This window comes from Nocardia sp. NBC_00403 (assembly GCF_036046055.1).
GTDB lineage: Bacteria > Actinomycetota > Actinomycetes > Mycobacteriales > Mycobacteriaceae > Nocardia.
The window spans coordinates 938,369-960,960 of record NZ_CP107939.1; the positions used below are offsets into that span (position 1 = coordinate 938,369).

A 22,592-nucleotide genomic window follows, 5' to 3' on the forward strand; every position below is an offset into this window, starting at 1 on the left:
AACCCGCTGACGGCGCCCGCGAACGGTGGCAGCCGCACCCGCTGCTGCACGCCCAACGTGTCGGTACCCGGGAGTACAACGAGTCATCGATAGTGTGAATCCCGGTGGGGAAAGGACGGTCGAGTCTGGTGGCAGTCGTCGACGACCGCGGACACGCGGAATACTCCGAGCCGCCCGGCGAGGACTTCGGCAGGCAGCCTCCGCACGACCTCGCGGCCGAGCAGTCGGTGCTCGGCGGCATGCTGCTCAGCAAGGACGCCATCGCCGACGTCATCGAGGCGCTGCGGCCAGGAGATTTCTACCGTCCCGCCCACCAGGCCATCTTCGACACGATCCTCGATCTATACGGCCGCGGCGAACCCGCCGACCCGGTGACCGTCGCCGCGGGCCTCGACCGCCGCGGCGAACTCAAGCGCATCGGCGGCGCCCCCTACATCGTCACCCTCACCCAAACCGTCCCGACCGCCGCCAACGCCGGCTACTACGCCGAGATCGTCGCCGAGAAGGCCATCCTGCGCCGCCTCGTCGAGGCAGGTACCCGCATTGTCCAATACGGCTACGCGGGCGCCGACGGCCAGGACATCGCCGAGGTGGTCGACCGCGCCCAAGCCGAGGTCTACGAGGTCACCGAACGCCGCACCACCGAAGACTTCCTCCCGCTCGAAGAACTCCTCCAGCCGACGATGGACGAAATCGACTCCATCGCCAGCCGCGGCGGCATCTCCCTCGGCGTCCCCACCGGCTTCACCGAACTCGACGAGGTCACCAACGGCCTGCACCCCGGCCAGATGATCATCGTCGCGGCTCGACCCGGCGTCGGTAAGGCACTCGCGCTCGACACCCCGCTGCCGACGCCCACTGGTTGGACCACAATGGGTGAAGTCCGTGTCGGTGACGAGCTCCTCGACGCCAAAGGCACTCCGACGCGCGTCGTCGCCGCAACCGACGTCATGTCCGACCGCCCCTGCTACGAGGTCGAATTCTCCGACGGCACAGTGATCGTCGCGGATGAGGAGCACCAGTGGCTCACCGAGACACGGGCATCTCGACGCTCTGCACAGCAGGCAGAGACCGGTCACAACGGATACCGCAATCAACGTACATTCGCAGCGGTTCGCACCACCGCGGACATCGCGCGCACGTTGCGCTGCGAAACAGCCGACCGCAGGGTCAATCACTCGGTCGCCAACACGCGCGCTTTGCAACTGCCTGCACGCGAATTCCTGGTGCCGCCCTACACCCTCGGTGCCTGGCTCGGCGACAGAACGTCTGCTGCAGCACAGCTCACCACTGCGGATCCCGAAATCATCGCCTGCATCGAAGCAGAAGGGATCGTTGCGATCCCGTCCCCATCGGCGTACTTGCGCTACCACCTGCAGCTACCCGCCGACGAGCCGATCATGCCCCGTGCGTGCGCAGTGTGTGGTAACGAGTTCGTCCCACACACCAGCGAGGTTCGTACCTGCGGTCGATCATGCGGCGGCAAAGCGCGCTTCCACTCCGCCCCTGTTGCGGCCCCGTCCTGTGCGCATTGCGGTGGCCCCTCCATCGGACTTCGGCTGTGCCAGGCGTGCCGAAATAGTGTGGGTAGCGTGCAGGCTCGACTGCGGACCATCGGTGTGCTCGGCGACAAACACATCCCCATCGAATACCTGCGGTCTTCTGAGCACCAACGGCGGGCGCTGCTCGCGGGGCTGCTCGACACCGATGGAACCGTGACCAGCGGCGGCTCTGTTCAGTTCACGGTAACCAATGGGCGGCTATTCCTCGATGTGCAGGAGCTCGTGGTCAGTCTTGGATATCGCGGCCACGTTTCTACCAAGCGTGTCCACGGCCGGTCCGAGAAATCATCAACCGCTTACACGATGACGTTCTCGACGGACGACGAAGTATTCGGGCTGTATCGAAAAGCGATACTGCACAAAGAGCGGCGTGCGAGTCGCAGTACGGCACGGTCCAGCTCGCGGTACATCGTGGACGTCCGCAGGATCGACAGCGTGCCGATGCGCTGCGTCGAGGTCGACAACGCCGAGCACTTATACCTGGCCGGACGAGCCATGGTGCCCACCCACAACTCCACGCTCGGCATGGATTTCATGCGCAGCTGCTCGATCAAGCACGGGCTGCCGAGCGTTATCTTTTCGCTGGAAATGAGCCGTACCGAGATTGTCATGCGTCTGCTCTCGGCCGAGGCGAAGATCAAGCTGGGCGATATGCGTTCCGGTCGGATGAGTGATGACGACTGGACCAAGTTGGCGCGGCGGATGAGTGAGATCAGTGAGGCGCCGTTGTTCGTCGACGATTCACCCAACCTCACCATGATGGAAATTCGAGCAAAGGCGCGTCGACTCAAGCAACGCCACGACCTGAAACTCGTTGTCGTCGACTACCTCCAGCTGATGACGTCCGGTAAAAAGGTCGAATCCCGACAGCAGGAAGTCTCGGATTTCTCGCGAAACCTGAAGCTGCTCGCCAAAGAACTCGAAGTACCCGTCGTCGCCATCAGTCAGCTGAACCGTGGTCCCGAACAGCGAACCGATAAGCGCCCCATGGTCTCTGACCTGCGCGAATCCGGCTCGCTCGAACAGGACGCCGATATGGTCATCCTGCTACATCGCCCCGATGCAATCGAACGGGACGACCCACGGGGCGGCGAGGCCGATCTGATTCTCGGTAAGCACCGTAACGGCCCCACCGCAACCATCACTGTCGCGCACCAACTGCACCTGAGCCGGTTTGTGGATATGGCCCGCGGATAGGTGCATTTTGTAGGGTCTCAATGAAAATGGCCAAATCTCAATGAATATGGCCAGTCAATAGCCTATTGGCTATCTCTGTATGACGCGGCTACTCTGGCTCGCCGCAGCGGTCTCTGGCGCAGGCCCCTGCCAAGGGCGAGGAGGCGAGTGTTTGGCAGGCAAGAAGGGGTTCGACTGCGCGGCAATGGATTCCGATGTCGCCGCCTGTGCCGAGATCGAGTTCCGGCCGGCGAGCCGCGAGCAAGAAGCTGTCGATCAGTTCCACTGGGTGCGAGTCGACCGGTAGTTGCAGAGTCAACTACCGTTCGACGGCGCCTGCTTGCTTGCGGTTCTGGTCTGTGCAGCGGCGAGCAGGCTCAGCGCGGAGGCGCGAGGTGTGGGGTCGGGTAGCGCGAGTGCGGCGGGAACGCGGATCGGAGGGTCGGGCTGGATGAGGGCGACGGCGGTGAAGTCTTGCGAGACGACGCCGGCGGGGAGCAGGGTCCAGCACCCTCCGGAGGCAACGGGTCCGGCAAGGAGGTCTTGGACTCGGGTCAGAGTCGGCCCCACGCGGGGGGTGAACCCGGCCGCTTGGCAGGCGGCCGTAAACAGGTCGTAGATGCCGGGGTTATCGGCGCGGGCGGATCGGGCCAGGGGGAGCTCGGCGAGCGTGGCGAGGTTGCTGGCGGTGCGGGCGTATGCGGCGGGGACGGCCAGGAGTAGCGGCTCGTCCCAGAGGTGATGAACTCGCACACCCGGGGTGTCCGGTGGCGCTGCCACGAATGCGGCATCGAGGTCGTTAGCGGCGAGGGCGGCGAGCTGACCGGTCGTTGAGGCGGAACTTGTCACCTGGAGCGTGATGCCGGGGTGGGCGTCACGGACAGCGGCAAGAGCAGCTTCGATACGAGGGCTGAATGCGACGCTGCTGCCGATCCGCAGTAAACCGGTGTTACCGGCGGCGATGTCGACGGCCGCAGCAGCGGCACCGTCGATGCCGCGTAGCGCGTGGCGCGCGTGGACAAGGAATGCCTGGCCGTCCGGCGTGAGCCGGGCGCGACGGTGGGACCGGTCGAACAAGGTCAGTCCGAGTTCGCGTTCCAGCCGCGCGACCTGCTTGCTTACCGCGGATTGAACGATGTGGAGGGCCTCCGCGGCCCGGCCGAAGTGTTCACATTCGGCGACGGTGACGAAATAGCGCAGCTGCCGGACCTCCATCGCCACTGCCCTCCTCGCCGCGATCAATTCCTCTTGGTGATTGTTTCATGGCTGTGGTTGGTCGTTGATCGGCCCTGGTGAGACCGGCTGGAATAGAGCGTGCAAGTAGACGTCATCAACCAGCGTGGAAGGAGTCAGCATGGTGGAACCGGTACATGTCTCAGAGGGGCGCTGGCGGGCCGCGGCAACAACGATTGTGAACGCGAAGGTCTTCGACGGGACAAAGTCGCAGAACTGGACTTCGGTCCGGTTCGCTGACGGCCTGATCACCGAGTGCTCGGCCGCCTCGGCCGCCCAAGAAGGCGACGAAGTGATCGACGCGGGTGGCGGGACTGTGCTTCCCGGTCTGATCGACGCGCACGTGCACCTCGTTCCCGGCGCCCTCGCGCAATCGTTGACCTTCGGCGTTACCACCGTTCTCGACATGTTCAGCAAACTCGACCTGGTGGCCAGGGCCAAGGAGCAGGCCGGCTCCCGTCCGGACGTGGCCGATGTGCGTTCCTCGGGTGTCGGTGCCACCGCGCCCGGCGGGCACCCGTCGATGATGTACGCCCCGTTCCCGACGTTGACCGCCGCTGACCAGGCCGAGCAGTTCGTCGCGGAACGGATCGCGGAGGGCTCGGACTATCTGAAGATCATCTCCGGCACCGGGGGTCTATGGCCGTCGCTGGACTCCGAAACCATCAAGGCACTGGTCACTGCCGCGCACGCCCGCGGATTGGTCGTCGTCGCTCACGTGAGCTCGACGGCCGGTCTCGAGGAGGTCGTGTCCGCCGGTGTCGACGTGGTGGCACACGTCCCTGCGGACGCCGAGCTGGACAAGGACCTGGTCGAACGCATGGCCGAGGCCGGAATCGTGGTCGGTCCGACGCTGGCCACCATCGAGAACACCCTCGGTGAACCGGGTGGCGCAGCAGTGGTAGGGGACCCGCGGCTCGCTGCGGCGCTCGGGGACGCCTGGGCACGCCGGTTGACCTCGGGTGCCTCGGGATGGCGTGGCCGGGAAATGCCGCCCTACTCGCGGGCCGAGGACAACGTGCGGCGACTGGCCGATGCGGGGGTCACTCTGCTGGCGGGCACCGACGCCCCGAACCCAGGGACCGTGTTCGGAGCAAGCCTGCACCGGGAGCTGGAACTCCTTGTCCGGTGCGGCATCAGCCCGGCGCAGGCCCTGGCCGCTGCCACATCCGAACCGGCACGAGTGTTCGGCCTCGCCGACCGAGGACGTGTCGCGCCCGGGCAGCGCGCGGACCTGGTCCTCGTGTCCGGTAACCCGTTGACGGACATCACCGCAACACGAGCGATCGAGCGGATATGGCGCGCGGGCACAGCCTGCGATCGACGCGCCTTCGTCGCGAGCACTGCCGAAGCTGAGCAGCTTGACGCTTTCGACGCCCAGGTCGCCAAGGTCGTGGCAGCCGTGCGCGAACGCTGGTCCGACTTCGGCCCGAGGAAGGCCCCCTGAACGCAGGTCCCGTAGCTCATTGACCGCCCAGATGTGGCCGGCGGCAGCGCCGACGGAGGCAACGCCTCGGCGTACCCGCCCCCGAGACTCCGGCCGCACCCGCCACCGGATCGCCGCCCACCGCCGAAGCACGGGCATGGGCGCGCGCAACTGGCATCGTCGTCCCCGACCGCGGCAGAATGATTGGCCACGACTCGGCCAGTCGGCCATGATTTGAGATTCCGCTCCCGCCGCTGACCGGTAGGCGGATGGTCCTCGCCAGTTACGGTGCAGGGCAAGAGGATCCGGTGGTGAGCGTGGTGGCGCCGAGGGCATCGAGGTCTCGGCGGTCGGCCACTGTCGATGCAGTCCAGGTCGCGTTCCGTTTCGGCATGCACGAGCGCCGGGCAGTCGTGAGTGCTGCTGTGGCTGACCATTCGTCAAGGGATCCCCGCTGCGCTGGATCTACCTGACCATGATCGCGGTCGGCATCAGCGTCCATAACTTCCTGCCGCCTGGGCGACCCGCCGATGCTCGACTCGGCTCGCTACCTCGAGATCGGTCTGGCCCTTATCGCTCTCATCGGCGTGCTTACCGCGCCTGGCACCCCGTGACCCAGCACGAGACCACTGCTGGTTCGGTTGAGACGGGCGACCGACCGGTCTTGTCGAAACCGGCTCAGAATGGATGATCTCCGCCGAAGATGGACGGCATGAATCGGCGCGAACAAGGAGCAGCGTGATCAGGCATGTTGGTATCTTGGCGCACAGCATCGAAGGCGCGGCGCTGTGCTTGCGGACGCTGTCGCAGGAGGGTGCCCACGATCTCGGAACGCACGAGCACGCCGATGTGACCCTGGATTGCATCGCGATGGGCCGCAGCATGCCCGCGTGGGAGGCCGGTGATCACGGCGCGATTCGAAAGACCCTGGCCACCAGCGTCAATCGCCTCGCCAACGCCGGAGCCGAATTCTTCGTCTGCCCCGACAACACCGCGCATATGGCGCTGGAGTCCGATGGCGAAGACCTGGCTCTGCCGGGTCTGCACATCGCCGAAATCGTCGCGGAAAAGGCGGCCGCGGACGGTTATCGGCGGGTCGGCGTGCTGGGTACCAAGTACACGATGACCGGCCCGATCTACCCGCGCGTCTTTGCGGCCAAGGGAATCGACGCCGAGATCCCGGACTCCGACGAGCGCCGCCTGATCAACGACATCATCTTCACCGAACTGTGCGAAGGAGTGTTCACGGCCGTATCCCGGCAGCGCTACCTCGATATCATCAACCGCCTGCACGGTCTAGGCTGTGACGCCGTCGCCCTGGTTTGTACCGAGATCCCACTGTTGGTGACGCCGGACGTATCGCCTTTGCCCACACTGGATTCCACTCGCCTGCTCGCTACGGCCGCCCACCAGGTCGCCATCGGGGCTCGCCCGCTTCCGACCTGGTATGGCGGCACCATCGACTGAGGTCGTTGTCCGCCAACGATTTCGACACGCCATGACATCCGCGGCAGGTCGTTCCATGCCACGGCCGTCACTCGATTCGGTTGGTGCTCATTGGTTTCCCTCGGCGCACCATCAACCGAATCACGCAACGCGGACCTCACGAAGGAAATGCCATCAGACTGAGACAAGCACCGCTCGCCGCTACGTCAGACAACCCGAAACAGCCAGGTCAGCCAGCCGATGGATGCCAAAATCCTTTGAGATCCTACAAGACTGTAGGGTCTCAATGAACATGGCCGAGTCTCAGAATAATTGGCCACGACTTGGCCAATTGGCCACAATTTTGAGCTTCCGCTTCCCTTCGCTGGCCGGTTGGCGGGTGATCATCGCCAGTTGCGTTCCAGTGCAGAAGGATTCGATCGGTGACCGCTAAGGTGTCGCGGACATCGAGGTCTTCACCGACGACCCTTGCTGATGCGTGCAAGCCGTCCCGATCTGGCTCCGGCTCATGATCCGCCGAAGAGAACCTGTCTTCCTGGGCGAACCGAGCGAGATCCGGAGTCGTGTCAGGCATCGGCTCGCATGTGCTGCCGGGGGATGAGTAGTACTGCGATCGCGATGACGAGTGGGATCAGCAGGTGCCGGCCCGCGAACGGCACGGTCACGACCAGAAGCGCGACAGCGACGACGGCGACCAAGCGTTGCCCTCCCGTGAACAGACGTGCTGCGGCAGCCGTGCCCAGCAGGTAGGTCGCGAGCACGAGGACAGCGGGGATGAAGACGATGTCGTCGGTGCCCCAGCCGAAGACGGCAGCACCGACCAACCCCGCACCGCCGATTGCCGCGACAGCCAGTATCGCGATGATCGGAGCGTCGTGCCGGTTGCGGCGGGTCAGGATCCGGGGTGCCCAGCCATCGCGTCCGAGAGCGAAGCCGAGCCGGGAGACCGAGGCGACGAAGGCGTTGCTCGTGCCGAGGCAGATGACGACGGCGGCCCCAGCGACGACGCCGACCGCGGACAAGCCGAGCCCCTGCTCGATGATGACGCCGAGCGAAATGCGATCGAGCGCGCGACTGCCGTAGGACTCGGTTCCGACGACTGCGAAGGCCACACCGAGGTAGAGCACGGTGACGATCAGGATCGTCAGTAACGTCGCTCGCGGGAGGGTGTGCTCGACGTCGCGGAACTCGGCTGAGAGATGTGCGATCGCCTCCCATCCGGCGAAGGCGAAGAAGAGCACGACCACGGCTCGGCCGACCCCGTTGACGCCGTGCGGAGCGAACGGCGTGAAACTCCCGAACTGGATGTGTGGGAGCGCAACCAGGATCACCGTGATGAGGATTATCGCGACGCCGATCGCGAGGACGATCTGAACACGGGCACCAAGCTCGAGACCGACAAGATTGGCGATGACCGCGACCGCGAGCACGCCCGCGGCGATAGGCGGCTCCCAGCGCTGGGACAGGCCGAGCGCGTCCGCGACGTAGTAGCCGGCGGTCAGCGGCACGATGGTCTGCCCGACGGAGCCCGCAATGAAGTACCACCAGCCGGCCACCCCACCGGCGGAGGCTCCGAACGCCCGGGAAGCGAACGTCGCGACACCACCCGCGTCCGGGAATCGTGACGCCAGCGCAGCGAAGGTGAACGCGAGCGGCAGGCCCATCGCCGCGCTGAATGCCCAAGCGATCAACGACGCGGGCCCGGCCAGCGACGCAGCCTGACCGGGGAACACCAGAACTCCGGCACCGAGGATCGCGCACATATACAGTGCGACCCCCTGCGCCATCCCGATCGTGGTCGCAGAGTCGGTCACTGTCGTCTTTTCGCTCGTCACTCTCCTATCCCAGTCGATTCACCCCGGGCACGGTGAGTGTCATAGTTGACAACATGCGCAAGAGAACAGACACCCATCGGGTGGCGCTCGCGGTGATGCCGGGTGCTCCGATCTTCGAACTCGCGGTTCCCTGCGAGGTGTTCGGGATCTCTCGCCCGGAAATCGTCGACCCCTGGTACGAGTTCCGGGTCTGCGCTGCCGAACCCGGAGTGGTGGTCGCTGCCGGATTCGCCGCGACCACACCGCACGGGCTCGACGATCTCGTCACCTCGGACACGGTGATCGTGCCCGCCTGCACGAACATTCATGTTCAACAGCCCACCGAACTGGTCGACGCGGTCCGCGAGGCACATCGGCGCGGTGCACGGGTCGCGGCGATCTGTACCGGCGCGTTCGTGCTCGCCCAAGCCGGACTTCTCGACGGCCGTCGCGCCACGACCCATTGGATGCACGCCGACGACCTGCACCGCCGCTACCCGCACGTCGACCTCGACGCGAACGTGATCTACGCCCAGGACGACCGCGTCCACACCTCAGCGGGAACTGCCGCGGGTATCGATCTCTGTCTCGAGCTGGTCCGCCAGGACCACGGCACCGCGGTCGCCAACGCCCTCGCACGCCGCATGGTGACCCCGCCACACCGACCCGCGGACCAAGCTCAGTACATGCTCGCCCCGGTCCGGTCGCCCAGCGCCCCACCCCTGAGCGAACTCACCGAATGGGCCATGCAGAATCTTGCCGAACCGATCCGGCTTCGTGACCTCGCGGCACGCATACACCTCAGCGAGCGGCAACTCACGCGCCAATTCCTCAAAGCGTTCGGCCGAACTCCAGGCAGCTGGCTCGCTCGTGAACGCCTACGACACGCGCAGACGCTCCTCGAGACCACCGACCTCACGATCGCCGCCGTCGCGAGTGAGAGCGGATTCAGCACCGCGGCCGGGCTCCGTGCGGCATTCGCGAAACACCTCCAGACCTCACCAAGCGACTATCGTTCGACCTGGGCAGCCTGAATCGACAGTAAGCCACCAACCATGGGTGCCACAGACCGTCACTGGCCCACTCCCGGCGCTCGCCCACCACGGCCGATGACCCTCACGCCACTCGGCCGAGCTGTCCTCGACGCTGCACGCATCTCATTGACGAGTCCTGCTCGGAACTAGCTCGGCTGCTCTTCGCGGACTTCGATTCGAATGTTAATCACATTGTGGCGCAACCATTTCTACTCAGCACTGAAGTCGATGATCGGCCCCGAAAGCACATCCCGAGTCGAACACCGGAATCCACGCGATAGTGACCGCTGAGACCGCCGACCTGAAGGCGATCTCGGGTCGAACTCCTCGCAGCACCAAATACAGAGGGGGCCGTGACATCCGGCAAAACGACGCGGCCGGAGCCAAAGGGGAAGCGCGCGCGGGGATCGACCGTGAGATGGATCCGAGAACCGCTGGTCAAAGGCTGTGCGAAATGATGTCGAAAATGAGAACGTCCAGGTCGGTTTGTTTGCGTCTGCAATGATCACGGATTACTAGTGACCGCCTGGTCCCACTGGGATAGGGCGGCGACCTCGACGATCAGGGTTTCGATGATAAGAAGAAGCTTCGCCGCTGGTTGCCTGGTGATGAGTGCGACGACGCTGGTCGCCTGTGCTGGTAGTTCCACCGATCAGGGTGCGAACACGGTGGTTTCGGCGACGGCCTCGCCCGCGACGTCTGCCCGGCCGACCGCCTCCGTGCAGGTGAGCGTTCCACCGGCGCCGGTGCAGACCGGCGCCGCACAGGTTCGGTTCGATCCATGCGTGAGTGTGGGCGACGACCTGGTGACCCGGGCCGGATTCGCCCCGGCGACTCGCGAAAGATCCACAGCCGAAGGCGTTTCCGGGCTTCTCACGACTATCGGCTGCCAATTCTGGCGTGAGACCCTTGTCGATGGTGAGAAGTACCCCACTGGCGGGGTGTCGGTGACGTCGAGCGATTTGACTCTTGACGATATCCGGAAGAGCCCCAGCTACAACATATTCAACTCCGACCCGATCGGCGAGCGCGAGGCCGTGCTGTACCGGACGCCGCAGGTTGGCGGCGGTTGCTGGGCGTCGATCAAATCATCCGACGGGACTTTCACGGTTGGCCTGATTGTGCCCCCCGGTCCGGTTGCCGTGCCGTCGGCATGTGACCAGATCCGCCAGATCACCGAAACCTTCAGCGAATCACTCGGCACCAACTAGTAACTCCATTTGACGGACCATGCCCGCACGTAGGGTCTCAAAAATCGTGTCCAAATCTCAAAAGATTTGGCCACTTGATGGTCACTTGGCCATGGTTTTGAGATTCCTCGGTCTGCTCGCCCTCATTGATGCATGCCAACGTGGAGTTCACCTTCGCGTGGACGGAGGCACAGATGAAGGCTCGCGGCCGGCGCTACAAGGTCTGGAGTGAGCCTGATCCGGTTGAGCTGGGCAACATCCGGTTCCTAGCGGGATATCGGCGCGACTGACTGTTCGATCCGGAAGTCCGTGAGGTGCTGCGGAATTCGGTGTCGGATGGGATGACTGCTGGCGAAGCGTTCCGGTCCGCACCTGCGTTGCCTGCACCGACTGCGCGGGCAGAGGTGCTGCATCGTCAAGATGAATATGTCCGATCGATTGAGGCCAACAAGCGTCATGATGACGGTGTGATGTCCAGAGCTGCCGCATGATTCGGTTTCAGGACTCTCATCAGAGATCGCCACTCGGTGGCCAGTTGGCCAATTTCGGTGAGATTGTCTCGGCATGACTGCGTGGTTCGAACGAGCTTCCGGGTGAAACACATCGTCGCTCAACCGTTTCGGTTGCGGTTTCCCTGTTGACGGCAAGGAACGCAGGCACATTCCGACTGCCTGCTGCGACAGACGATGAGGCCACACCGTTGCGACAACCCGGACAGCCACTCGTCGTAGCTTCGGGAGATGCCAAGGGTGGTGAGAACCTACAGCTCTTCGTACGGGGGACACCGCAGGCGGCCGACACCGGACCGCGGGCAGGTAACCCCTTCACCGGCGGGCACGTCCTCGCGGGGGTGCCGGATCGACACCCGAGGGTGCCTAGGTACCTCAACCGATTTGGCCAAGACTCGAGGGGACACACACACACCAAACGAAGGACGAGTTTGAGTACACGCCGCGTAATGAAGGCCCTGACCGCCTCCCTGCTCATCGCCGGTGGCCTGATCGGCGCCTCGGCCGGAGTTGCCCACACAGACCAAAGAACGAATCCGGGCGGGACTGGCGCCTACTTCTGTACGTCGAGCGGAACCACCTACGACGTCGGCGGCAAGATCCACCATCCCGACGGCTCCGACCAGGTCTGCCAATCCGACGGCACCTGGAAGCGGATCGCGCCGCCAATCAACAGCGGCCCAGGGCAGGTCAGCCCCGGCTACGGCTCCTCGATTCCCGGTATCACCCCGGGGTTTAGATGACCCTGCCCGACCCCGTGTAAGCAGGACACCCCCGCTGGCCTGGCGCGTCACCCTGGCCGGGTGGACGATCCCGGTGGTGTGCGAGCGCAGCGATCAGAAGCTGCCTGCTGCCTGCGGCATCCTCGGGAAACGAGTCTCGGCGGAGCAGGCGGGACGATCACGCGACCGACCGCCGACTAACGACTGACGCGCCGCCAAAAGCCTTTCCGGACTGAGGAAAATGCGGATTGTTCTGGCCGGCGGCGACGGCGTCCTACTGTGCGGTGCTCGCCGCGCCGATGGTTGCCCTGTCCATGGGCTACTTCCCGATCGCCCTGTTGCGGCGGAGCCACGCGGACAAAGCCCCTAGCGCCGTCCGTCCTGTTGGAATGGCTTCGACAGTCCTGTTCGACGGATCCTCTCGCGATGTCTTACGGGAGCAACCCCGGCCCGCATCGTGATGTCGGCCGCGGAAATGCCGGGGAATTGAGACAGATTGCGGTGGCCACACTGTGCGTGACCGCCGCTCAGCGAAGGATCATTACTGTTGCTCGGTGCTGCGGGCGGCCAGGCTCTGCCGCCACTGCTCCATGGCCTGTCGGTAGGCCTCGCTCACGAGGAGCAGGAGTTCGGCGGAGGATTCGAAGCGGGCGCCCGCCGGGGTTGTGGGTCCGAGAATCTCGGCTGCGCGCTGCGATGCGGCCGCCAGGGCGCTGTTCATCTGCAGAGCTGCGAGGAGGCTCCGGAGCCAGATCTCATCGTCGATGACGTAACGTTCGCGACGCCCGCCGGGAACTCGTTCCCGCCTGAGCATTCCCTGCTGTTCGAGGAAAGCGACGGCGTGCGAGACAGAGGCAGGGCTGACGCGAAGCCGCCCGACCAGCTCAGCGGCGGTGAGAGCGCCCGAGTCGGTGATGTATAGGCAGGTCAGCACCCTGGCCTCCATCCGGGGCAGCCCCTGCTGCACGAGGAGGGCGGTGAAGGATTCCGTGAAGTCCTGGACCGCTTGGGGGTCGCGCCCATGGCCGCTATCGGGGATCGGCGGCGGCGGAGGCTGAGCCTGCTTGTGCCGGCGCGCACGCTGACGTGTGGCCTTGTGCGCCTGGTCCGCCCGGTAATCGTCGGGTCCGCCGTTGCGGGTGACCTCCCGCATGATCGTCGACGCAGGCCGCTCCAGACGCCGACCGATTTCCGCGTACCCGAGCCCCTCCGCCAACCCCGCAGCGATATACCGACGGTCCTCATCGGTGAGTCTGCCTCCAGGCATCGGTACCGATCTCCCATCTATCGACATGCGCGGCGCCCGCACACTCGCAGCCAGTATGCATTCACACCAACCCCATTGCAAAGAAAGAACCAATACAACCATTGCATTCACCATCACAACCATTGCAAAGGCGGTCAGTATGCCGCGCAGAGCTGGGAGAAAATGCCAATTCATATGTTGACGAAACTCTGAACGCAATGTAACTTTGCAGTCGTTCAGAGATCCCCAAACATTGCCGGGTCTCGCAGACCGAACACCACACAGGAGATCGACAATGGGAAACCCGACTACGTCCAACTCCACCCACTCGACCTGGTCGGGCATGGTGCCGGTCGATGACACCGCGCTGGCCGTCACCGACACCGGCGGCCCCGGCCGCCCGATCGTCTACCTCAACGGCTCCTACGCCGACCAGAAGCACTGGCGACACGTCATCACCGAACTCGGCACCGAATACCGGCACATCACCTACGACGAGCGAGCCCGCGGCAAATCCAAGAAATCGACCGACTACTCCTTCGAAGCGTGCCTGCGAGATATCGATGCCGTCCTCGCATCGACCGGAGCACAGCAACCAATTCTCGTGGGCTGGTCCTACGGTGCACTGCTCGCAGCACACTGGGCCGACCGCAACCCCGACCGCATCACCGCGGTGGTATCCGTGGACGGCGCCATGCCCTACGGCATCACCGGCGAGGAAGCCCGCGAACGAATCCGGAACCTGTTCCACAAAATGCGATGGCTGATGCCGGTAGCACGCCCGCTGGGCCTGGCCGCGCGAATGACCGCCGACCAACACGCCGAAATCAACATCGAAGCCAACGAACTCCACGCCGCCCTCGCACCGGTCCTCGACCGCGTGAGCTGCCCGATGCGCTACGTCCTGGCCACCGGCGGCAACCTCGGCGGCAGCCAAGAGGAAATGGAAGCCGTGCGCGCCTCACTCGATCCGATCCTCGCCGCCAACCCGAACATCCAGGTCAGCGCGCAAGTCGCGAGCAACCACTCCCACATCCTGCGCAAGGACTTCCGAGCCGTCGCCGACGCCGTCCGCCAGACCGCCGCAGCCCTCGACGCCGCCTGATGCGATCTCGACCCACCCAGCCCCAGCGGGTCACGGGGTCCCCCTTTCCGGCCCCCGTGACCCGGCAGCGTGGCGGGTCTTCCACGTGACGTCGGTCTGACACAGCGCCGACAATGCTTGGATCCGAACCCGCCGCTTGACCTCGGCTGCACTGACGTGCCACTTATCGCGCGTCCAGACAACTTGCTCAATTCGGCGATCGCTGTGCTCGAGCTCCCAGATGACACCGGCCGCCGAGCCCAACATGTAGATTCCGAATTTCGTGGCGGAATCTCATCGGCAAGGCCGGATCCCACGGAGGTCGTGCCCGACTGAGCTGCGACCACGATCGAGCTGTCGGTGCCTCGTTACTCGGCGTCCTGCGAAACGTCTGCTGCCTGTCGGTGGACACGGGCTGTTGCGAGCTCGAGCTCGGGTCCGAGTGCAGGATCCTCGCGGCGGGGTAGCAGCAGCGGGCTGGCGAGGATCAGCAGTCCTGCGACCGTGATAGCCGTGCGCGGGCTGGTGGCGGCGGCAAGCAGTCCGCCGAGCGCGCTGAGGACGGCGATGGCGGCGCTGCTGCTGATCGACCAGGCCGACAGGGTGCGAGCGATGCGGTCTTTGGGTGTGTGCTCGAGTCGATAGGTGGCCAGTACCGGGTTGTACAGGCTCATGCTGATGATGATCGCGAGCTCGACAGCGATCACCGTCGCGAGGCCGGCGACACCGGGCTGGACGAAGGCCAGGCCGATCAGCCAGACCGCGCGCAGCGTGCCGACTGCACGGAGGATCCGGTGTCGGCCATACCGCGCCACGACACGGCTGGCAAGACGTGAGCCGATGAGTCCGCCGACGCAGGGGGCGGCGAAGGCGAGGCCGTACTGCCAGGGCGGGAACCCGAGCTGGCGGAGCAGCAGCACGGCCAACAGCGGCTCGGTGGCCATGATCAGTCCGCTGACGAGCAGGTGGTTGAGGTAGAGCGCCCGTAGGCCGGGATGGGCCAGCAGGTGCCGCCAGCCGTCGAGCAACTCGCCGGCCCGGATCCGGCGCTTGTCGGTTCGCTGCGGGTGTTCTTCTCGGCCGCGAATCGCCGTGACCCCCAGCGCGGAGAGCAGGTAACTCAGCGCGTCGGCCACCACAGTGGTGACCGGCCCGAACAGGCCGATCGCCGCCCCGCCCAGCGGCGGCCCGACGGCGATGGAACTCCACATCGTCGACTCGAACCGCGCGTTGGCCGCGAGCAGGTCCTCGGGCCGGACCAGGGCCTTCAGGTAGGCGCCGCTCGCCGCGCCGAAGGCGATCTTGGCCGCCGCGGCGACGGCCGAGACGACCAGCAACTGGACGAAACTGAGCCGACCGAAGGCGTAGGCGACCGGGATCGTCATCATGACCGCGAACCGCGCCAGGTCCATCGCAATCATCACCGGCCGCTTGCGGCGAAACTCCACCCACGGCCCGAGCGGCAACGCGATCAGCGCACCCACTGCCGGCCCCACCGCCGACAACGTGGACACCTGCACGGGTCCGGCGTGCAACACCAGCACGGCGATCAGCGGGAACGCACCGAATCCCACCCCCGAGCCATAGGCGCTGACTGCGTACGCCGTCCACAGCCATCCGAACTGCCGACCCAAGGATCCTCTGGCCACCAAGCTCCGCACCTCCCGCTTCGAACAACTCACTGTTGATCGCTGCGATCAAAGCAAGGCCGAAGGGGCGTAATCAAACAACTGAGCCGACGGCGAGCCACAACCTTAGGTTGTGTGAGTAGGGTTTGCTGCGTGGATCTCGACGCCGTGCGCACCTTCGTCGCCGCTGCGGACGCCGGCCAGTTCCAGGAAACTGCCGCAGCGCCGTCGATCACCCAGCAGGCGGTCTCCACGAAATGGGAGCAGCGATCCGCCTCGAGGTCAGTAGTCGATGACGAGATCGACAACCCGCCACACCACGAGGCTCCGGAATCCCTTCGCCGAACGTAGGGAAGGACATCGACTTTGAGACTGAACGCCTATGACACTGCGTGAGACAGATGCGAGCACCGCTGGTCGAAACTGTGCGAGATCACGTCGAAATGAAGAACTACAGCAATTTGTAGGGTCTCATCCGCGCTTCACTGTGACAGCTACACCCGCGCATGTCTCGCAGCGCCGCGCACCGAGGATCTGGTGCGCGACTCTGCAAGGCTGATCAGCTCGGGAGGTCGTCGGCTGATGCGGATTCGTTGCGGGACAGTGTGATTCCGAGATTGGCGGCGGTGCGATCGAGCTCGTCCTCGTCGCCATGGTGCAATTCGATGGCGGAGCCGGCAGAGAGGACCTCGACGTTGAGGCACAGGGACTGGAGTTCCTTGAGCAGCACCTTGAACGACTCCGGGATGCCCGGCTCCGGAATGTTCTCGCCCTTGACGATCGCCTCGTAGACCTTCACGCGGCCGACGACGTCATCGGACTTGATGGTGAGCAGCTCCTGCAGCGTGTAGGCGGCGCCGTAGGCCTGCATGGCCCAGCACTCCATTTCGCCGAAGCGCTGGCCACCGAACTGCGCCTTACCACCCAGCGGCTGCTGGGTGATCATCGAGTACGGGCCGGTCGAACGGGCGTGGATCTTGTCGTCGACCAAGTGGTGCAGCTTCAGGATGTACATGTAGCCGACCGCGACCGGGTACGGGAACGGCTCGCCGGAGCGGCCGTCGAATAATGTTGCCTTACCGTCTGCCCCGACCATGACCTCGCCGTCGCGGTTGGGCAGTGTGGACGCCAGCAACCCGGCGAGTTCTTCCTCACGGGCACCGTCGAAAACCGGTGTCGCGAGATTCGTATCCGGACCCGCCGACAACAACTCCCCGGGCAAACGCTTCGCCCAGTCCGGACGATCACCGTCGGTGAGCTGAATGTTCCAGCCTGCCTTGCCGATCCACCCCAGATGGGTCTCCAAGATCTGACCGATATTCATACGACGCGGCACACCATGGGTGTTCAAAATGATGTCGACCGGGGTGCCGTCGGGCATGAACGGCATGTCCTCGGTGGGGAGGATCTTGCCGATAACACCCTTGTTGCCGTGCCGACCCGCGAGCTTGTCACCATCCTGGATCTTGCGCTTCTGCGCCACATACACGCGCACCAACTCGTTGACACCAGGAGGCAAATCGTCGTCGTCCTCACGCGAGAGCACCCGGATACCGATGACCTTGCCGGACTCACCGTGGGGCACCTTCAACGAGGTGTCACGCACCTCGCGGGCCTTCTCACCGAAAATCGCGCGCAGCAGCCGCTCCTCCGGGGTCAGCTCGGTCTCACCCTTCGGGGTGACCTTCCCGACCAGGATGTCGCCGTCACGAACCTCCGCACCGATGCGGATGATGCCACGATCATCGAGATCGGCCAGCACCTCATCGGAGACGTTCGGGATATCCCGCGTGATCTCCTCGGCACCCAACTTCGTATCACGAGCATCGATCTCGTGCTCCTCGATGTGGATCGAGGTGAGGACGTCCTCTTCCACGAGACGCTGCGACAGAATGATCGCGTCCTCGTAGTTGTGGCCCTCCCACGGCATGATCGCGACGAGCAGGTTCTTGCCCAGCGCCATCTCACCGTTCTCGGTGCACGGACCATCAGCGAGCACATGCCCCTGCTCGACCCGCTGACCCTCATCGACGATCGGCCGCTGGTTGGCACACGTGCCCTGGTTCGAACGCGCGAACTTCCGCATCCGGTAGGACTTGCGAGTGCCGTCATCGGCCATCACGGTGATGTAATCGGCCGAAACTTCCTCGACCACACCGGACTTCTCATTGACGACGACGTCGCCCGCGTCGACGGCGGCACGCAACTCCATACCGGTGCCCACGATCGGGGACTCCGACCGGATCAACGGCACCGCCTGACGCTGCATGTTCGCACCCATCAGGGCACGGTTGGCGTCATCGTGCTCGAGGAACGGGATCATCGCGGTCGCCACCGACACCATCTGACGCGGCGACACATCCATGTAATCGACCTCAGCAGCCGAAACGAACTCGACCTCGGAGTTCTTGCGACGCACCGCGATTCGCGCAGCAACCAAGCGTCCCTCGGCATCGAGCGGCTCGTTCGCCTGCGCCACCACATGCAGGTCTTCCTGGTCGGCGGACAGGTAGTCGACCTCGTCGGTTGCCTTGCCCTCGATCACTTTTCGGTACGGCGTCTCGATGAAACCGAACGGGTTGACCCGCGCGTACACCGACAGACAACCCATCAGCCCGATACTCGGACCTTCGGGCGTCTCGATCGGACACATTCGGCCGTAATGGCTGTAATGCACATCGCGGACCTCGAGACTGGCGCGTTCCCGACTCAGACCACCCGGCCCGAGCGCCGACAGGCGACGTTTGTTGGTCAGACTCGCGAGCGGGTTCCGCTCATCCATGAACTGCGAGAGCTGGGAGGTTCCGAAGAACTCCTTGATCGCGGCGACCACCGGGCGGATATTCATCAGCGTCTGCGGCGTGATCGCCTCGACGTCCTGAGTCGTCATCCGCTCGCGGACCACGCGCTCCATGCGCGACAGTCCCACCCGCATCTGGTTCTGGATCAACTCGCCGACGGTGCGCACCCGACGATTACCGAAGTGGTCGATGTCGTCGACCTCGACCCGAACCTCGATGCCACCCGGCGCGGTCATCACCCGATCACCCGCGTGCAGACGCAGCAGATATTCGATGATCGTGACGATGTCTTCCTCGGTGAGCACCGGTGACCCGATGACTTCGTCGGTATGGATGCCGAGCTTCTTGTTGATCTTGTAGCGACCGACGCGCGCCAGGTCGTAGCGCTTCTCCTTGAAGAACAGGTTCTCCAGCAAGGTCTGCGCGGACTCCTTGGTCGGCGGCTCACCCGGGCGCAGTTTGCGATGGATATCGAGCAGCGCCTCATCGGTGCCCGGTGTGTTGTCCTTCGCCAGGGACGTCGTCATGATCTCGGAGAAACCGAACCGCTCGGTGATCTGTGCACCGGTCCAGCCGAGCGCCTTGAGCAGGACTGTCACGGGTTGACGGCGTTTGCGGTCGATGCGAACGCCGACGGTGTCGCGCTTATCGATGTCGATTTCCAGCCACGCGCCACGCGACGGGATGACGCGCACGCTGTGCAGACTTTTTTCCGTGGCCTTGTCGACGGTGCGATCGAAGTAGACACCCGGCGAACGCACCAACTGCGAGACAATGACGCGCTCCGTGCCATTGACGACAAAGGTGCCTTTGTCGGTCATCATCGGAAAATCACCCATGAAGACCGTCTGACTCTTGATCTCACCGGTGTTGTTGTTCATGAACTCAGCGGTGACGAACAGCGGCGCCGCGTAGGTCATGTCCTTGTCTTTACATTCCTCGATCGAGGCCTTGACCTCCTCGAAACGGGGCTCGGAGAGCGTCAAAGACATCGTTGCGGCGAAATCCTCGATCGGGCTGAGCTCCTCGAGCACCTCCGCCAATCCGCCGACGAGTGAGCTGCCGCGCGCCGCTGCCCGTTCGCGCCAGGCCGGCGCCCCGATCAACCATTCGAACGAATCGGTCTGGACATCCAACAACCCCGGAATATCGAGGGGCTCACGGAGTTTGGCGAACGAGACCCGCTTCGGCACCCCGGAGATTCCGGTATCGACGGGTTTTCCGGCATTGACCTTGGTCTGACTCGAGACTGCCAAGATGCGTCCTTCCAGCACCTCGCGCCGCCCACGCGTTCGCGCGGTCGTCACGGTATCTGCTTGTCCTGTGGGCTGTATTTCACATTGCGCACCGTGTCGGCCGCTGCCCGAACATGACTCGACAACAACGGGTAGAAAATGACACGCAGACAGTGCCACTTTCTACAGTCATTTCGTATTTCGAGAGTTGGACAGCACGCGCCCCGGCGCGAAGTCCCAAATTACACCCGAATTCGACCGATGTCGAGGGCGAAAGAAAATAGACACACGATTTCCTCGTGTCTTCCCCTATTAATAATGGCATCCCAATATGCCATTCGTCAAGTCTATTAGCGGTAATTCTCCAACGCATTCACGCGGGCAGGAGAAAAGCCCGGCCCACAAGCGAGCGCGCTGCGTTCAGCGTCATGGTTCCCGAGCTGCAGCGAAGGCGCCCACGCGAGAAAACCGGGTCCCGCGCCTGCTCACCTGTCATCGGCTCCGGGCGGGCTCAGAGCGCGGCCGACGAGATCGCGGCAGCTACTTGTCGAAGACGGCTTCGAGGTGATCCTGGAGGTGCTTCAAAAGCACCTCGCGACGCCCGAAACAAGATCGACAACCGATTGCCCGAGTAACGCTCGGCGCCCCGACCACGACGTTCTTGGTGACGCATGGCCCGTCGGGGGGCTTGTCCGTCCACTTGTTGGTAATTGAATGGGGATCAGGACATGGCTTTTCGCGAGTTCATCGCGCGACATCGCATCGCTTCGGCCGTTGCCGGACCGGCGGTATTGGGGGTGGCGGCGGTCGTCGCCGCCTCCTGGGCACTGACATCGACGCCACAAACCAGGGATACGCAGCTCACCACGTCGGTGACCGAATGCCACGACATGGTGACCATCTCGGTGGCAGGCCGCGGCGACACTCCGGTCGCGGGGACCACGAAGCTGCTCGTCGGGGCCAACGGTGAGGAATTGCCCGCCGCGCTGTCCGGTGACCATTCCAGCGAGTGGGTCGATCCGGTCGTCAACGCACCGGCCGGTGCGGTCGACCCGGGCTCGTACGCCGCCGTCTACATCGCGTATCCCGCGAACATGGCCAGCTATGAAGATGCCGTCAACACCGGTGTTGCGAATACCGAACAGGTGATGCAGGAGATCACGAGGGCCTGCCCCGACACCAAGTTCTCGATCGTCGGATACAGCGAGGGCGCCGACGTCGTTCGTCGCGTCGCGATGCAGATCGGACACCAGGAGGCCGACAAGGACGGTGGCTACGGGATCGTCGATCCGGGCGACGTCGTCGGTGTCGTCATCCTCGCCGATGCGGGTCGCTCGGCGGGCGACGGGCCGTTCCCCGGCGCGAAGGACCCGTTCGGCAATCCCGACGGCTTCGACCAGCAATATCAGAACGGCACGAAACCGGCACCGGGCAGCGGTGCGGTGCCGGGCACCCGCGGTGACTTCGGTGCGCTGAACGGCAAAATCGCCTCGTTCTGCTCCGAAGGCGATCTCACCTGTGCGGCGCCGGAGAACATTTCCCTGCTGCAGCTGGTGGCCAATGTGGGCAGGCAGTTGAACGTCGACGCACTCGAACGAGAAGGGCTGACGCCCGCGACAGGGCAGGACGTTGCTGTCGTCCTCGGCCAGATCGCGCTTGCGGCGTTCGCCGACATTCAGTCGCAGCCGAACTGGATGCAGAGCGACGAGACGTTTCTCCAGGTACTGCTGAAGGTGTCGGATCCGGCGTACAAGCCAGGTGCGCCGAAGGCGCCGGCGAAGGCGGACTCGATCTCGACCAACCAGATGTCGCCGCTGGCCTACCTGCCGCAGAAGGTGCTGAACGAGATCATCGGTCTCATCGTGACCAATCAGAACACGATCCCCGTGGTCATGAGCGACCCGTACCAGCTCACGCTGGGGCCGAACCACACCGGTCACCACTTCGACTACTGGCGTGACGCCAACGCTGCCGACGGCAAGCCGCTGACATCTGCCGAGTATGCGGCCGCCTGGCTCACGCACCTGGCAAAGCAGGCACAGGCGGGTCAGCCGGTCGATACGACCGCCAAGCCGCAAGCGGCGGACCTCGACGCGGTGTACAAGGCGGTGGCGGTCACCTCGGCGGCGCCGACGACCGAACCGACCAAGACCCCGTCTACGTCGACGTCGACATCCACGTCACCGTCCGCATCAGCGACGACCACGCCTACTTCGCCCGCGAAGACCGATGTCAGCAGCACCACGACGACTCCAGCGCCGACGACTTCCGCGCCGCCGTCCGAGACCGCGAGCACGACAACCCCACCGGCTCCGACTTCGGTCGCGGCGCCCGTCGAGACCACGAAGCCGACCACAACACCCACCGAGACCACCAAGCCGACCACAACAACGGAATCCGCGGTGGTGACCACTACCACCAGTGCGCCCCCGGCGGCAGGCACCGGCGGCTAGCCGAATTCTGGACCCTGCCCGACTCACTACGCG

General features: G+C 64.5%; 15 protein-coding genes and 1 pseudogene. 11 read left to right on the plus strand and 5 right to left on the minus strand.

Annotated elements, in window-relative coordinates:
* The first annotated feature begins 128 nt into the window (after nt 1–128).
* Nucleotides 129–2,759 (plus strand): replicative DNA helicase, encoded by a 2,631-nt coding sequence (gene dnaB / locus OHQ90_RS04175; RefSeq protein WP_328407500.1) that lies wholly within the window; start codon nt 129–131, stop codon nt 2,757–2,759.
* A gap of 151 nt (nt 2,760–2,910) precedes the next feature.
* Nucleotides 2,911–3,045, plus strand: a complete 135-nt coding sequence (locus tag OHQ90_RS04180) for a hypothetical protein (RefSeq protein WP_328407502.1) — start codon at nt 2,911–2,913, stop codon at nt 3,043–3,045.
* 8 nt (nt 3,046–3,053) lie between these two features.
* On the opposite strand, the gene OHQ90_RS04185 is transcribed toward OHQ90_RS04180, so the two are convergent.
* Nucleotides 3,054–3,953 (minus strand): LysR family transcriptional regulator, encoded by a 900-nt coding sequence (locus OHQ90_RS04185; protein WP_328407504.1) that lies wholly within the window; start codon nt 3,951–3,953, stop codon nt 3,054–3,056.
* 139 nt (nt 3,954–4,092) lie between these two features.
* Between OHQ90_RS04185 and OHQ90_RS04190 the strand changes: the two genes are divergently transcribed.
* From OHQ90_RS04190 to OHQ90_RS04195, 3 genes and pseudogenes are all read left to right on the plus strand, one after another.
* The gene (locus tag OHQ90_RS04190) at nt 4,093–5,418 is read left to right on the plus strand and encodes an amidohydrolase family protein (protein ID WP_328407506.1); all 1,326 of its coding nucleotides are present in this window, start codon (nt 4,093–4,095) and stop codon (nt 5,416–5,418) included.
* Between the two features lie 140 nt (nt 5,419–5,558).
* Nucleotides 5,559–5,630: pseudogene (locus tag OHQ90_RS39335) on the plus strand (hypothetical protein); the annotation flags it as partial.
* A gap of 505 nt (nt 5,631–6,135) precedes the next feature.
* A complete protein-coding gene (locus OHQ90_RS04195) occupies nt 6,136–6,864 on the plus strand; it encodes an aspartate/glutamate racemase family protein (RefSeq protein WP_328407508.1) in 729 nt (242 codons plus the stop codon).
* Between the two features lie 545 nt (nt 6,865–7,409).
* On the opposite strand, the gene OHQ90_RS04200 is transcribed toward OHQ90_RS04195, so the two are convergent.
* Nucleotides 7,410–8,678: an APC family permease gene (locus OHQ90_RS04200; protein WP_328407510.1), complete on the minus strand. Its 1,269-nt coding sequence runs from the start codon at nt 8,676–8,678 to the stop codon at nt 7,410–7,412.
* Nucleotides 8,679–8,731: 53 nt separating this feature from the next.
* Between OHQ90_RS04200 and OHQ90_RS04205 the strand changes: the two genes are divergently transcribed.
* The 3 genes from OHQ90_RS04205 to OHQ90_RS04215 all read left to right on the plus strand — a co-directional run bounded on the left by OHQ90_RS04205 (nt 8,732) and on the right by OHQ90_RS04215 (nt 12,133).
* The gene (locus OHQ90_RS04205) at nt 8,732–9,691 is read left to right on the plus strand and encodes a GlxA family transcriptional regulator (protein WP_328407512.1); all 960 of its coding nucleotides are present in this window, start codon (nt 8,732–8,734) and stop codon (nt 9,689–9,691) included.
* A 608-nt stretch (nt 9,692–10,299) separates the two neighbouring features.
* On the plus strand, nt 10,300–10,902 hold the full coding sequence (locus OHQ90_RS04210) for a DUF3558 domain-containing protein (RefSeq protein ID WP_328407514.1): 603 nt from the start codon (nt 10,300–10,302) through the stop codon (nt 10,900–10,902).
* A gap of 937 nt (nt 10,903–11,839) precedes the next feature.
* Nucleotides 11,840–12,133: a hypothetical protein gene (locus OHQ90_RS04215; protein WP_328407516.1), complete on the plus strand. Its 294-nt coding sequence runs from the start codon at nt 11,840–11,842 to the stop codon at nt 12,131–12,133.
* A 520-nt stretch (nt 12,134–12,653) separates the two neighbouring features.
* On the opposite strand, the gene OHQ90_RS04220 is transcribed toward OHQ90_RS04215, so the two are convergent.
* A complete protein-coding gene (locus OHQ90_RS04220; protein WP_328407518.1) occupies nt 12,654–13,379 on the minus strand; it encodes a GbsR/MarR family transcriptional regulator in 726 nt (241 codons plus the stop codon).
* A 274-nt stretch (nt 13,380–13,653) separates the two neighbouring features.
* Here OHQ90_RS04220 and OHQ90_RS04225 point away from each other — a divergent pair, with 274 nt between their 5' ends.
* Nucleotides 13,654–14,463 (plus strand): alpha/beta fold hydrolase, encoded by an 810-nt coding sequence (locus OHQ90_RS04225; RefSeq protein WP_328407520.1) that lies wholly within the window; start codon nt 13,654–13,656, stop codon nt 14,461–14,463.
* A 347-nt stretch (nt 14,464–14,810) separates the two neighbouring features.
* Here OHQ90_RS04225 and OHQ90_RS04230 read toward each other — a convergent pair whose 3' ends face one another.
* Nucleotides 14,811–16,091: an MFS transporter gene (locus OHQ90_RS04230; protein ID WP_328407522.1), complete on the minus strand. Its 1,281-nt coding sequence runs from the start codon at nt 16,089–16,091 to the stop codon at nt 14,811–14,813.
* A gap of 132 nt (nt 16,092–16,223) precedes the next feature.
* Between OHQ90_RS04230 and OHQ90_RS04235 the strand changes: the two genes are divergently transcribed.
* Nucleotides 16,224–16,421: a hypothetical protein gene (locus OHQ90_RS04235; RefSeq protein WP_328407524.1), complete on the plus strand. Its 198-nt coding sequence runs from the start codon at nt 16,224–16,226 to the stop codon at nt 16,419–16,421.
* A 208-nt stretch (nt 16,422–16,629) separates the two neighbouring features.
* Here OHQ90_RS04235 and rpoB read toward each other — a convergent pair whose 3' ends face one another.
* A complete protein-coding gene (rpoB, locus tag OHQ90_RS04240) occupies nt 16,630–20,145 on the minus strand; it encodes a DNA-directed RNA polymerase subunit beta (RefSeq protein WP_328412533.1) in 3,516 nt (1,171 codons plus the stop codon).
* A 689-nt stretch (nt 20,146–20,834) separates the two neighbouring features.
* Between rpoB and OHQ90_RS04245 the strand changes: the two genes are divergently transcribed.
* On the plus strand, nt 20,835–22,559 hold the full coding sequence (locus tag OHQ90_RS04245) for a cutinase family protein (RefSeq protein ID WP_328407526.1): 1,725 nt from the start codon (nt 20,835–20,837) through the stop codon (nt 22,557–22,559).
* Nucleotides 22,560–22,592: the final 33 nt, after the last annotated feature.

Coding starts and splice junctions, on each gene's coding strand:
- OHQ90_RS04215 (WP_328407516.1), top strand. CDS start 11,840: ATGAAGGCCCTGACCGCCTCCCTGCTCATCGCCGGTGGCCTGATCGGC.
- OHQ90_RS04190 (WP_328407506.1), top strand. CDS start 4,093: ATGGTGGAACCGGTACATGTCTCAGAGGGGCGCTGGCGGGCCGCGGCA.
- OHQ90_RS04205 (WP_328407512.1), top strand. CDS start 8,732: ATGCGCAAGAGAACAGACACCCATCGGGTGGCGCTCGCGGTGATGCCG.
- OHQ90_RS04185 (WP_328407504.1), bottom strand. CDS start 3,953: ATGGAGGTCCGGCAGCTGCGCTATTTCGTCACCGTCGCCGAATGTGAA.
- OHQ90_RS04220 (WP_328407518.1), bottom strand. CDS start 13,379: ATGCCTGGAGGCAGACTCACCGATGAGGACCGTCGGTATATCGCTGCG.
- OHQ90_RS04225 (WP_328407520.1), top strand. CDS start 13,654: ATGGGAAACCCGACTACGTCCAACTCCACCCACTCGACCTGGTCGGGC.
- OHQ90_RS04210 (WP_328407514.1), top strand. CDS start 10,300: ATGAGTGCGACGACGCTGGTCGCCTGTGCTGGTAGTTCCACCGATCAG.
- OHQ90_RS04245 (WP_328407526.1), top strand. CDS start 20,835: ATGGCTTTTCGCGAGTTCATCGCGCGACATCGCATCGCTTCGGCCGTT.